The sequence below is a fragment of the Marinilactibacillus sp. XAAS-LB27 genome (assembly GCF_036039175.1).
GTDB lineage: Bacteria > Bacillota > Bacilli > Lactobacillales > Carnobacteriaceae_A > Marinilactibacillus.
This window is the reverse complement of record NZ_JAYXKP010000004.1, coordinates 118,721-131,387: the sequence shown is the minus strand read 5'-3', so window position 1 is coordinate 131,387 and position 12,667 is coordinate 118,721. Positions and strand designations below refer to the sequence as shown.

At 39.1% G+C, this 12,667-nt stretch carries 14 protein-coding genes; 4 read left to right on the top strand and 10 right to left on the bottom strand.

All coding sequences use genetic code 11. The features are described 5' to 3' along the window. Positions 1 to 71 precede the first annotated feature (71 nt). Positions 72 to 812 carry a tRNA pseudouridine(38-40) synthase TruA gene (truA, locus tag VXN63_RS06935; protein WP_327757296.1) on the top strand — a complete coding sequence of 247 codons (741 nt, stop codon included), beginning with the start codon at positions 72 to 74 and terminating at the stop codon, positions 810 to 812. 54 nt (positions 813 to 866) lie between these two features. Here the strand turns inward: truA and VXN63_RS06930 are convergent, their stop codons facing one another. From VXN63_RS06930 to VXN63_RS06885, 10 genes are all read right to left on the bottom strand, one after another. Next, positions 867 to 1,286, bottom strand: coding sequence for a hypothetical protein (locus VXN63_RS06930; protein WP_327757295.1), 420 nt, complete (start codon positions 1,284 to 1,286; stop codon positions 867 to 869). 108 nt (positions 1,287 to 1,394) lie between these two features. Beyond that, on the bottom strand, positions 1,395 to 1,619 hold the full coding sequence (locus VXN63_RS06925) for a DUF308 domain-containing protein (protein WP_327757294.1): 225 nt from the start codon (positions 1,617 to 1,619) through the stop codon (positions 1,395 to 1,397). A 147-nt stretch (positions 1,620 to 1,766) separates the two neighbouring features. Then, positions 1,767 to 2,882 carry a lactate oxidase gene (locus tag VXN63_RS06920; RefSeq protein ID WP_327757293.1) on the bottom strand — a complete coding sequence of 372 codons (1,116 nt, stop codon included), beginning with the start codon at positions 2,880 to 2,882 and terminating at the stop codon, positions 1,767 to 1,769. 80 nt (positions 2,883 to 2,962) lie between these two features. Further along, positions 2,963 to 3,181: a DUF6440 family protein gene (locus VXN63_RS06915; protein ID WP_327757292.1), complete on the bottom strand. Its 219-nt coding sequence runs from the start codon at positions 3,179 to 3,181 to the stop codon at positions 2,963 to 2,965. Between the two features lie 169 nt (positions 3,182 to 3,350). Beyond that, on the bottom strand, positions 3,351 to 4,058 hold the full coding sequence (locus tag VXN63_RS06910; protein WP_327757291.1) for an HAD family hydrolase: 708 nt from the start codon (positions 4,056 to 4,058) through the stop codon (positions 3,351 to 3,353). Next, positions 4,055 to 5,551 (bottom strand): CehA/McbA family metallohydrolase, encoded by a 1,497-nt coding sequence (locus VXN63_RS06905; protein WP_327757290.1) that lies wholly within the window; start codon positions 5,549 to 5,551, stop codon positions 4,055 to 4,057. Before VXN63_RS06905 ends, VXN63_RS06910 begins: the two co-directional genes overlap by 4 nt. A 3-nt stretch (positions 5,552 to 5,554) precedes the next feature. Next, positions 5,555 to 6,880, bottom strand: coding sequence for an extracellular solute-binding protein (locus VXN63_RS06900; RefSeq protein WP_327757289.1), 1,326 nt, complete (start codon positions 6,878 to 6,880; stop codon positions 5,555 to 5,557). A gap of 42 nt (positions 6,881 to 6,922) precedes the next feature. Then, the gene (locus tag VXN63_RS06895) at positions 6,923 to 7,825 is read right to left on the bottom strand and encodes a carbohydrate ABC transporter permease (protein WP_327757288.1); all 903 of its coding nucleotides are present in this window, start codon (positions 7,823 to 7,825) and stop codon (positions 6,923 to 6,925) included. Positions 7,826 to 7,840: 15 nt separating this feature from the next. Then, complete coding sequence (locus tag VXN63_RS06890; protein WP_327757388.1) at positions 7,841 to 8,722, bottom strand: carbohydrate ABC transporter permease; 882 nt, start codon at positions 8,720 to 8,722, stop codon at positions 7,841 to 7,843. Positions 8,723 to 8,729: 7 nt separating this feature from the next. Continuing rightward, positions 8,730 to 9,815, bottom strand: a complete 1,086-nt coding sequence (locus VXN63_RS06885) for an ABC transporter ATP-binding protein (RefSeq protein ID WP_327757287.1) — start codon at positions 9,813 to 9,815, stop codon at positions 8,730 to 8,732. Between the two features lie 168 nt (positions 9,816 to 9,983). Between VXN63_RS06885 and VXN63_RS06880 the strand changes: the two genes are divergently transcribed. The 3 genes from VXN63_RS06880 (at position 9,984) to VXN63_RS06870 (ending at position 12,584) form a co-directional block, all read left to right on the top strand. After that, the gene (locus VXN63_RS06880) at positions 9,984 to 10,736 is read left to right on the top strand and encodes a DeoR/GlpR family DNA-binding transcription regulator (RefSeq protein WP_327757286.1); all 753 of its coding nucleotides are present in this window, start codon (positions 9,984 to 9,986) and stop codon (positions 10,734 to 10,736) included. 109 nt (positions 10,737 to 10,845) lie between these two features. Beyond that, on the top strand, positions 10,846 to 11,379 hold the full coding sequence (locus VXN63_RS06875) for a TetR/AcrR family transcriptional regulator (RefSeq protein WP_327757284.1): 534 nt from the start codon (positions 10,846 to 10,848) through the stop codon (positions 11,377 to 11,379). 74 nt (positions 11,380 to 11,453) lie between these two features. Further along, positions 11,454 to 12,584, top strand: a complete 1,131-nt coding sequence (locus VXN63_RS06870) for an MFS transporter (RefSeq protein ID WP_327757283.1) — start codon at positions 11,454 to 11,456, stop codon at positions 12,582 to 12,584. The last annotated feature ends 83 nt before the right edge of the window (positions 12,585 to 12,667 follow it).

Below are 12,667 nucleotides of genomic sequence, written 5' to 3'. Positions count from 1 at the left end.
TCTTAAGACATCACCGATTTTTGGTATACTGAATGAAAGATAAACAGAATCATAGAATGAAGAGGGATAAAATGAGAAATATTAAAATGACCATTGAGTACGATGGCGGCCGATATTCCGGCTGGCAAAGACTGGGTGATTCAGATAAAACCATTCAAGGTAAAATAGAAAATATTCTTTCAGAAATGACTGGAACGAAACTTGAAATTGTCGGCTCAGGTCGAACAGATGCTGGAACACACGCCCGCGGACAAGTCGCTAATTTCAAAACAGAATCAACGATGGATCTTCAGACCATGCAAGCTCATCTGATTCGTTACCTTCCGCAAGACATTATCGTTAAAGCACTACAAGAAGTGCCTGAAAGATTCCATTCTCGTTATCACGCTAGTGGAAAACAATATAGCTACTATATCTGGAATCAAGTCGTGCCTTCCGCATTTGAACGTAACTACAGCTTTCACTATCCTGAACAATTAGATATAAATAAAATGAAAGCCGCTTGTGAGAAATTGCTTGGAGAACATGATTTTATCGGATTTTCAGCACTTAAAAAGACCAAAAAATCAACCATTAGAACGATAGACGACATTACGATTCAAAGAGAAGGCGGTCTTTTGCACTTCACTTTTGTCGGCGAAGGCTTCTTGCATAAAATGGTTCGAATCATCATGGGTACCTTACTGGAAATCGGTACAGGAAACTTAGAATTAGAAAGTATCGACGAAATCTTTGAAAGTGGCATTAGAAGCCAGGCCGGTGTAACTGTTCCGTCTCAAGGATTGTTTTTGGACGAAGTCTATTACAAATAACATCAAAAGAGGAAGCTTGACTGTTCAAATGGTTTAGCTTCTTTTTTTACGCTGTTATGGTGCAAACCCATAATATAGAAGTAAAAAAGCTAATTGACCTAGATATACGATTCCACCTAGTGCACCTGCATAAACACTAATAACGACTCCTCTTAACCAAAAAGACTGAACGTGTCTTATGATTATTTTGATGATATATCCTAACAGGACAATGACAAACGGAATCGCTAATACAATATAAGCGACTTCTACAAATAACAGAAATCTTTCATATGCCGGAAACCCTACATTTGCAGTACTCATTAGATAGAATGACTGTCTCCACCATAAATAAAGAAACGCGACTTGTAACAAACCTGCCGAAATGGTCACACCTAACTTTATAGATTTTCTTTCCTTTCGAACACATAAATAGACAATTCCCACATAGATAAATGCTGATATTATAGCGTAGAATGGCTGCAAAGAAAACAAATCATCACCTCAATTCGTTTTTATGTAATTGAACAATTGTTATGAAGCAGAAGTGTTTCTAAAAATTATAGCCATCAATTTATCTTGAATTACAAGAACCTTATTTGCTTATGCATTATACCCAAAAACCATTGTCCATATCATTAAATAGAGTGCACCAAGTATAACTAGAATCCCTAGTATCATACTTACCAAAGCTGAAGATCTACTTTGTTTCCGTATTTTCATTCCAATGATTATCAATGAAATTCCGCCAATTAAAAAGAGCACTCCTAGTAGAATCATCGGTCCTCTAGCTTCTAGCGCCCTTTGTATACCTGTTAACATCTCCATAGGTCACTCCCAAATAATATATCCTCATCCACTAAAAAACAAACCAGCAAAGATTATCAAAAGTTCGAAATCTCTTTGCTGGTTTGTGCGATTAATTCCTATAAATATATGGATAACAGAACTGCTTTAGATAAACCCTTTAAATCCTTATTTCTTGAAATCATACAATTTCGTACGCTTGATATCTTCTACTGTCTGTGTTCCTGCAAGTTGCATCACACGTCTCAAATCTGTTTCAAAATATTCTAGTACCGAGCGCACACCTTTCCATCCACCTAATGCAAGTCCATAAAGCATTGGACGACCGAGTGCGACAATGTCTGCTCCACTAGCTAACGCTTTGAAAATGTGCTCTCCGCGACGAATTCCGCTATCAAAGATAACCGGAACTTTTCCTCCAACAGCTTTAGCTATACCTTCAAGCGTATCAAATGAACCCGGCGCACCGTCTAATTGACGCCCTCCGTGATTGGACACCCATATACCTGAAGCACCTGCCCTAATTGCGATTAAAGCATCTTCTGGCGCTTGAATGCCTTTCACGATAATGGGTAATTCAGAGTAACTAGCTAGAAATTCCACATCTTTCGGGCTGATTTTCTGCTTAGATTGCGCGTAGATATTATTCAAAGACATATTTTCTCCGCTACCCGTCAGGTAACGAGAAACAATAGGCATACCAAATGGATAGACAAATTGATTACGGATATCCGTTTCTCTGTTCCCACTCAGTGTAGCATCTGCCGTCAAAATGATTGCTGTGGCGCCATCTTTTTTCGCTTCGTCCACAATTAATTTATTTAATTCATCGTCTTTGCTCATATAAAGTTGGAACCAGCGTGGAGAACCGTTTAATCCTTTTTCAATTTCTTCAAATGTTGCGCCTGAATACGCACTGATGGACATAATCGTTCCAAATTCTGCAACACCTTTTGCTGTTCCAGCTTCTTTCGTTTCATGCGCTAATCCATGAGCTGCGATCGGTGCCATAATAAACGGCGCTCTGATTTTATGTCCTAAGATAGTTGTTTCCAAATCAGGATTTTCAACATCTGCCAGGACACGTGGCAGAACCCCTTTATGGTTAAACGATTCAATATTCTGTTTCTTTGTAAACTCGTCTCCGGACCCTCCAGAAATATACCCGTACCCACCTTTCGGTACGACTGACTTGGCATTTTCTTCTAATTCGTACGTATTCACAATATCAAGATCTTTAATTTCTGTTGGTGCTTGATAGTTTTCTTGATTTTCTACTGACATATTCTCACCCCTGTTATAATGTAATATGTATCGTTAATAGATAATTTCCCGACTTTGAATCCATGTAAATAGCACCATTTTTAGTTGTTCGGATGATGCTCTATCACAACTCTACCCTGCGCATCCAGTAAAGGCGTTATACTACTCCCAGCCCCTACCCATGTTTGTAAATAATGTACGCCAGTTACTTGATCCACTATAATAAAACATTGTCCTAACTCATCGACTACTTCGGTCGTTTTAACGACAAATCGTTTTTCAGTTGTATTCTCTGTAGTGTTTTTGTCTTTTCCAAACATTAAGGCCCACTCCATTCTTAGATTGAATCAACAATTAGCACTAGACTATTTGCACATTTTTAATCTAGCTGGATAAGTCTACTGTATACCTTTACATCTATTATTTCAATCATCTCTTACAAAAAAATCTACAGCTAAGAGTTCTCACTCATTAACTGTAGATTATCATCTAACGATCCATTTTGAATGTCTCTCGTAACAGCGGAATCAAATCATCTAGCGAATCAACGATATAATTTGTGTAAGCCGAAAGTTCAGCTCGCGTCCCCGCTCCTGACAAAACCGCAATTCCTGCATGACAATGCTTGGAAAATTCCATATCCGCTACAGAATCCCCAATGTGAATCACTTCGTCCTTTTTCAGACCTGTACTCATACAGAATGCATCCAGCATCTCCACATCCGGTTTCGCCCGAAACTGCTCACTCGTACCCAGAAAGTCAATGTCCTCTCTAATTCCAAGATGCTGCGCCGTCCATTCCGTTACATCAAGATCATCTGCCGTAGCAATTCCAATCTTGATACCCGCCAATTTCAATTCCTGAAAAAGCGTTTTTAAATCTGTAAGAGGAATCAATGCCTCTGGATGATTAATCGTCCATCTACAGTAGTGTTCTCGTAACTGTTTTAAAATGTCTTCTTGATCCATCTTGTTTTCTGACGAAATCACCTCAGCGATATCAAGTGATGTACCGCTGGCAATCGGACTATTTGGCACTAGTTCTCCGTCAACGAATCCGATTTGTTTCAATGTTCGGTCACTAGCTTGTTCATCTAATTCAAAAGCATTTTTCAAGAAATCAATTGTCCCTAGCTCCCAGGTCTCACTAAATTCTACTAATGTACCATCCTTGTCGAATAAAATTCCTCTAATCATACGGACTCCACTACATCTTTCCACGTAAGCAGCTCCGGTTCTTTTTCACCAAAGAATACTGGGTTTGAAAACGCGAGTAGTTCTCCTTTTGAACTACGAACTGTTACACGTACATAGTGATACTGACTCGAATCAAGTAGGAATACTTGCGTGTCTTCTTTTTGACGAGTTGTAGTAACAACAGAACCATCTATAGTCCACTCGATCTGAATATCTGTTGAGTGAGAAGGAGAATGAATCATGCAGGATGCAGAAACTTCTTCTTTCCAATCTGCGAAGTGATCACCAATGGTTCCACCGTTGACCGTTAAGTCAATTTCGTAGTTAAAACGACTGACAAAGACTTTACCTTCAGCTACGCCGGATTTCAATTGTTTACCGTTTAGCGCTTCTGAAAATACATATGTCGCAGGATCCCCAATCAGAGAAGGAAGACTACTATTTGGATACGTTTCTACTGGCATAAGATGTGAATCAGATCCACCGATTCCGGTAATCTTATGTCCATCTTGAAGCAGTCTGTCCCAAGTCTTGAGTGCCCTCTCTGTTGCTTCAATGTTCGCTTCGTATGTTGGATCATTCCAAATTTCTAGACTATCTATTGCTGATATCGGAAGTGACTTGGCTAACCACTTCCATTCTGTTAAAAATGGATGGTTAACAGAATTAAGATGCTGCTCTTCATCAGTTTTATTGAACGAAGATACAAGGTCTACTTCTTCATCCAATACTTGATACCCCTTATCTTGAAAGGGGTGAGTCAATCCAAACAGTCGATTGTAATGTCCAAGATCAGATGTCACTTCAACGCCTGGCAATACCAGACAGTTAAAAGAAAGCGGCCAGGAAGTTGGCATTAAATCATGATCCGTTGCGACAAAAAAATCGAGACCTTGTTTGACTGCTTGTTCTAAATTCTGTTCACGCGTCATTTTCCCATCTGAGAAGACGGTATGCGTATGAAAGTCTCCTTTGTACCAGCGAGCTGTTGTTTCTAGCGTTCGTTCCAAGACTGCTTCATCTAATTCAAAGACGGTAGCACCTTCTTTTTTCCAACTTACTTCGTAAGGACGTTGGTTTGGCGCTGTACCTACTTGTTCACCCGTAAGATATTCAATGTCTATTTCTCCAAGAATATCCTCTATTTCTTGCTTGTCTGAAATATTGAGTTTATATTCAATTCGCCACTGCCCTTCATGAATGGTGCCCGGCAAAGTATTCAAATCGCCTAGTTGAAAAGAAAGGTCTTCTATTTCTTCAATATCTGTCCGCTGAACGCTGTCTGTGTCTAGTATACTAACTGATCCGGTCGAGGCGATGCCACTCTTTTGCGCACGCAATATTCCTTTATCATCGAACACTAAAAATCTCAACCAGGACACTTGCTTTAATGTATACTGAATTTTGATTTGTTCTGTCTGTGCTGACACGTCAAAGGTATGGACGGCCTGATAGCTTGTTTGTTCTGCTTCTTTTTTAATTTCCCACGTCATACCTTATTCTCCTTGTGTAGCATCCAGTGCTTCTTGTGCAACTTGTTTGGCTTCTTTTAACGCTTCTTCGGCAGAAATATTTTCAAGTTCTACTTTGTCCGCTGCAATCGTTAAAGCATCTGTAATCTGTCCACCTGTTGGATCCAAGAAACTTGGCGAAGCAGTCTGTGCTTGTTCAAACGGAATACCAAAAGCTGGATTTTCTTCCACATAAGTCATGTAATCTTCATTAGACAACGTTGATTCTCTTACAGGGATATATCCAATCGCTTTTGTCCACTCTACTTGTGTCTCTACTTTTGTAAAGAATTCAGCGAAAGCAAATCCTGCGGCTTGTTCTGATTCGTCAGACGAACTTGGCATAGATAAATATAGAGCGTTCGCTGCTGGCGCCGGAGCATTTCCATTCATCCCCGGTTGTACTTTTGAATCAATAATATCAAAGTCCAGATCTCCTTTATCACCTGAAGAACCTAGATACCCACCGATTTGACCTTGAATCACTTCATCAATTGTACGGTACCAGTATTCCCAGCCTTCTCCCCCAGAGTTCAGTTTGAACGTTTCATCATCATGAATCGCGCTACGAACCATTTCCCATGCTTCAATCCATTCCGGAGAATCAATCATCACTTCGTCTCCTGATTCGTTCAAGATCTCGCCGCCGTTACTTAGTGCGATATCCATTAGATTACCCGCACCCCACATTGGCGCAAATCCATAATCAGCTGCGCCTTCAGCTTGAAGTGTTTGGCTGGCTTCTAATAGATTTTCCCAAGAAGCAAAAGCTTCATCTGCATCGATTCCAGCTTCTTCAAAAATATCTGAGCGATAATACATCACTTGAGTTGTTCCATATGCTGGAACAGCATAAAGCGTATCATCGACTTGTGCTTGTTCCATAAAAGCACCTAAAAGATCTTCTTGATCGAAATCCGTTGCTTGTTCAACAAAGGGTTCAAGTGGTGCAAGTGCTTGACTGTTTCCTAACGTATTCACATATCTGTTTTCTAACAATACAAGTCCTGGTGCCGTTTGAGAGGCAATCGCTGCTTGAAGATTTTGATACGTTTCCGAGTAATCTGCTTGTTGCACACCTTTAATCACATACTGATCCTGAGAATCATTGAAAGCACTGATGATTTCTTCCATTTTTTCTCCTGCATTGCTACCCAATCCATACCAAAATTCTGTTTCAACGGTTCCTTCTGCTTCAACACTCGTACCCGTTTCCGATTGCGCTCCATTACCACAAGCGGTTAATAACATACCCGCACCTAGTAACCCTGTTAATGCTGCTTTTTTGTTTTGAATGATCCATTTATACATGTGTTTTCCTCTTTTCTTTTTATATGATTTTTTAAATTTATGTTACCCTTTGATGCCTGTATCTCCAATCCCTCTAATCAGCCATTTCTGAAAGATCAAAAAGATAATAAACAACGGTAGAATCGTGATGACGTTCGCTGCCATAATGGCCGGAAGATTATTTGAAAAAGAGCCTTGCGAAGTATAAAACTGTCTCAATCCAACGGTCACCAGATAATTTTCCTGACTTCTTGCAACCAGTGAAGGCCACAAGTAGTTGTTATACATTTGAATAAATGAAATCAAAGACATAATGAAAATGGTAGATTTTCTAAGGGGTGCCACGATTTTCCACAAAATACTCCAATCACTTGCCCCTTCCATTCGCGCTGCTTCGATCAGTTCACCCGGAACGGTTCTAAACGCTTGCCATAGCAAGAACACACTGAAGACACTGGCTGCATTAGATATTACGATTCCTGTTAAAGTATCTAACAAATTCAAGCGTGCTAGAATAATATAACTAGGCACATACGTCACGGCGGTAGGTAACATATAAGAAATCAATAAACTATTGAAAATAAAGGAGCGTCCTTTGAATTTTATATGCGTCAATCCGTACGCCAACATACAAGAAAATCCTGCTTGCAATAAAACAATAGCAATAGAGGTTAAAAAACTGTTCATCATGTAAAGCCCAAACGGTGCTAGTTCAAAAGCTCTTGAAAAGTTGCCCCACTGTAACTTTTCAGGAAACAAGGTGAACGGTACTGCAAGCATCTCACTTGGCGATTTCAAAGAACTCAGTAACATCCAGACCAATGGGAAAACGGTCATAAAAGCAAATCCGATTAAAACGAGATAAATGACTGATTTTTTGGTTAAATCGATGGTTCTATCTTTTTTCATTTCTTTTTCTTGCGCATTCGTCATTGTGACTGGTTGCGATAAATGGTCTATTTTCATCTTTTCACCTCCTGTTTATTGGTAATGGACCCAGTACTTGGACAATCCAAATTGTAATAAGGAAATCAGACCTGTAATCACTAAGATGATTGTTGCCAATGCTGTTGCCATGCCCATATCAAACTGTTCAAACGCTAACTGGTAATAATAATACAATAAGGTTCGCGTACTCCCAGACGGGCCACCCTGAGTCATAACTTGAATCTGATCATATGCCTGTAAAGAAGAGATGATCGTTGTTACGATCAGGAACAGACTTGTTGGTGATGTGTATGGTAAGTAAACGGTTTTAATCATCTGCCATGGGCCAGTACCTTCTAGCTGACAAACTTCGATAATATCTTTTGGAATTCTTTCGATTGCGTCACAGTAAAATAGCATACACCAACCGATCCCTTTCCAGACGGTTACGATAATAATTGCCCACATTGCATAATCAGAGCTTTGCAGCCAGGTCGGTTGCGGAAGATTGAACCAACCAAGAACTTGGTTTAATACCCCGATATCTGGTTGGAAAATCCATGACCAGACGATAGAGATGGCTACCGTTGGCGTAAACCAAGGACTGAAAATCAATGTTTTTAAAAGGCTACGACCCTTTTCGATTTGTTGAATCAGTATCGCAGCCAAAAAGCCGAGGATGATTGTAGGAATAACCGTCCATAATGTAAATACAGCGGTATTTTTAAGTACCTCATGAAATACAGATGAATTCATAATCGTTTGATAATTACCGATTCCGACCGACTCTATTACTGGACTAATATAGTCCCAGTCGGTTGTACTTAACCAAAACGAGACCGCTAAAGGAATAAACCAGAATATCAATAATGGGACAAGAGGTAGAACAATAAAAATACTTAGATTTCCAAAGAACTGTAAAGATTTATGTTTCATCACTGATTTATCCTCCTATCTTCCCTCTTGAAAATACGGTTTGTTCCGTCTGCGTATCAAACAAGTACCCTTGATCTAGTTTCAAATCGACTGTTACGGAGTCACCTTGTTCAACTTCTTCTATTGCCGGGACTTTACCAACCACTGTTTGTCCAATCCCTTCCAAAGAAAAATGAACCAATAGCTCTGCTCCAAGTCGTTCTACATATTCAATCTTTGCCGGTGTCCCTCTTCCTTCTTTTGAAATCTGAACTTTTTCAGGACGAATACCAAATGTGTACTTATTTTCCTTTAAATTCTCGCTGACTGTTCCCATTAAGTGCGAACCAAGACAGATCTGTCCGTCTACAACAGTCATATCTAGTAAGTTCATGGAAGGTGTACCCATAAATCCGGCTACAAACTGATTTTTTGGTTCTTCGTAAATCTCTAATGGTGTACCTACTTGCTGGATTATTCCTTTATTGAGTACAACGATCTTCGTTGCCATCGTCATCGCTTCCACTTGGTCATGTGTGACATAGACCGTGGTTGCGCCTAATTTTCGATGTAAACTCGTAATTTCTTCTCTCATCTTTGTTCTCAATTTAGCGTCTAAATTGGATAAAGGTTCATCCATTAATATCAAGTTCATATCTTTGATGATTGCTCTACCTAGTGCTACTCTTTGTTTCTGACCACCTGAAAGCTCTTTGGGTTTTCGCTGTAAGTAATCTTCCAGACCTACGATTTTACTAACCTCAGCCACTTTTTCTTTTACGATAGTCTTTTTTGTTTTTCTCACGTTTAGTCCAAAAGCGATGTTATCTGCCACAGTCATATGTGGAAACAACGCATAACTTTGAAACACCATCGCTAAGTTTCTGTTTTCCGGTTTCACGTAATTCATCAATTGATGATCAATATACAGTTCTCCTGCAGTAATCTTTTCTAGTCCAGCAATCATTCTAAGTGTTGTGGATTTCCCACAACCTGAAGGCCCTACTAATACAACAAACTCCTTGTCATTTACAGTCAAATCAATTTGGTTAACGGCTAATTCCTTTGAATCAGCATATGTTTTGGATAATTTTTTAAGTTCAATGGTTGCCATTTATCTATTCGCTCTCCTTCCAAGTTCCAGTTTAGAAAACCAGTGTGTATTTTAAGTAAATTAGAGGTAAATTAAGTGGTTTTTGTGTGTGATTTATATGTAAAAACCAAATAACCCCACAAAATTTAGTAAGCTATACACATAAGAAACGATAGAAAGAGGGACAGTATGAACGCAAGACAAGAAAATATCGTTAAATACTTTCACACTCACAGAACGGTCAAAAACAACACACTTGCAGAAGAGTTCAAGGTTTCACTGGAAACGATCCGTAGAGATCTCATGTACCTTGAGAAACAAAATATCATCATCCGTATGCATGGTGGCGCTTATTTGAATAGAGAATTTGTTCATGAAACAGACTATTTATATCGTGCCAACTTGAATTCTGTTAAAAAGAAAGTCATCGCTGAAAAAGCCATTCATTTTGTGAAAGAGAATGAGGTTATTGGTCTAGATGTTAGTACGACAAATACTCAAATCGCTATTGAACTGACTCAGCATTTTAAAAATCTGACGATTCTGACAAATTCGATTGTAATCGCCATTGAACTAGCGAAAAGAAGTTCTTTTCAACTGATTTTGCCGGGAGGTTCCGTTAGAAATGAAGAGCTCTGTTTTGTAGGAGAATCTAGTGCGGAGTTTTTCAAGCAATTCCACATGGATGTGTTTTTTATGAGTTTCAGTGGTGTATCCTTGGAATCAGGATTTACAGATTACGGCTTTGGGGAATCACAACTAAAGAAAGCAATGTTCAAGCAAGCGAACCGTATCTACGGAGTCGGTGACTCAAGTAAATTTAGTATCCATTCCTTACTGAATGTTGCACCTTTATTGGGGGTAGAAGGAATTATCACAGATGACTCTCTTGACGAAAGTACACGTCATGAATTTGAGGCATGTGGCGTGAATATTTTTTAGAGCGTATTTAGCTTTCAGTACTTTAGAGGAGGATTCTTGACATGTAACCTTATACATGTCATAATAGATGAAATAGAGTGATCGTTCTATCTATAAAAGGAGTCGTTTGATGAGTAAAAAGCGCCAAGATGTTTTAGAAGCAGCTGAATGTTTATTTTACGAGGAAGGGTTTCATGCTGTCGGGATTAAACGAATTGTTTCGAAATCCAATGTTTCTCTTATGACTTTATACAATCATTTTGAATCAAAAGAAATTTTGATTTTAGAGCTTTTGGATCACCGCGAACAAGCTTATGTTTCCTTTTTAAAAAATCATGTCTCTCAAAACAAAATAACCGATAATCTAGCATTAAAAATCGCTACTGCACATATGAACTGGCTGGAGGCCAACAGTTTCAATGGATGTATGTTCCTGAGAGCTAAAGAAGAATATCAAAACGAATGCGAACCGATCGTTGATCGAGTACACCAGCATAAAAAGTTTGTTATAGACATGCTCGAGTCTTACGGTCTATCCACTGAGGAAAGTCTAAGGTTGTCACTGCAACTTGAAGGTGCAACTGCTTTAGCTGAAACAACAGACATCCAAACCGTCAGAGCAGTTTTTCTATCATCCGTAAATACACTATTTAAAGCTAGCTGAAAAGTTGGCTTTAAATTTTACGTAAAAGTATAATGAACGTTCTATCTATAAAAACGGGGAGGTTGATTAATCTAATGAAAAACATTACGTTACCTGGAATCGCTATGGTGGCTGTGACTTATGCACTTGCTCGACTGAGTTTCGGCTTATTTTTACCAGAAATAGCAGCTTCTTTGAATCTATCGGAAAGTCAGTCTGGATTTATAGGCACACTCGGCTATCTCTCTTATGTTGTAGCTTTATTTTCCTCTAGCTTTTTCATTCAAAAGGCAACCACTTGTATCGTCGCTCTAACTGCAGGATTAAGTGCAGTCATCGGATTAACTGGAATGAGCTTAGCGACTAACATAATCGTTTTAGGTTTGAGCACATTGATAGCTGGCTTAGGAAGTGGCTGGAGTTCTACAGTCTACAGCAAAATCGTTCAGTCAAACTTACCTGTTGATGAACAAGACCCTGCCAATTCTTGGATCAATACTGGTACAAGCTTCGGAGTGATTGTTTCCGGTCCAATAGCACTTCTATTTACTGGTTTTTGGCGGATATCCTTTCTTTTCTTTGCCTTCCTCTCCTTACTGACATTGATTTGGAATGCACTGGTTCTTCCAAAACCCAAACTAAAGACCGTCAAACGCTCTAAAACGTCATTCAATTTTATTTCAGATGTAAGAAAGGCACGATTCCTGATTTGCGCAGCTTTAGTAATCGGCTTTTCAACATCCATCTATTGGACATTTTCCAGAAGCTATTTAACGATCATCTACCAATGGAATCATTCCAGTAGTATATTATTCTGGATTGTCATGGGCGCAGCCGGTATCGGCGGTAGTACTGCTGGAAAACTGGTTCAATTAAAAGGACTGGATTTTTCTTTTAAAAGTGTTCTTATAATACTTTCTTTATCTATCAGTTTACTTGTTTTTCCACCAATGCTAACGATTTACTTATCAGCTATCCTGTTCGGTGTAGCTTATATCGCTATAACGGGTATCTTGTTGATCTGGGGAACGAAGAGCTTTCCGAATTCCCCAGATCTTGGCGTCAGTATTTCCTTTCTTTCATTGGGTATAGGCCAAACTATCGGCTCTTCTGTAGCTGGGATTTCTATAGAACACTTTTCTTATCCTTTTAGTTTTATTTTGTTCTCCTTACTCGTTATTTTAGCCCTTTTCATCCCAATTCCCCCGTCCGCTTCTAATCAATAGCTATTAAAGCTTATCAATATGTAGAATCAGGTCGCAAAAGAGGAACGGTCATTTTAAATATGCCAGCTATTCAGTTATAAAGT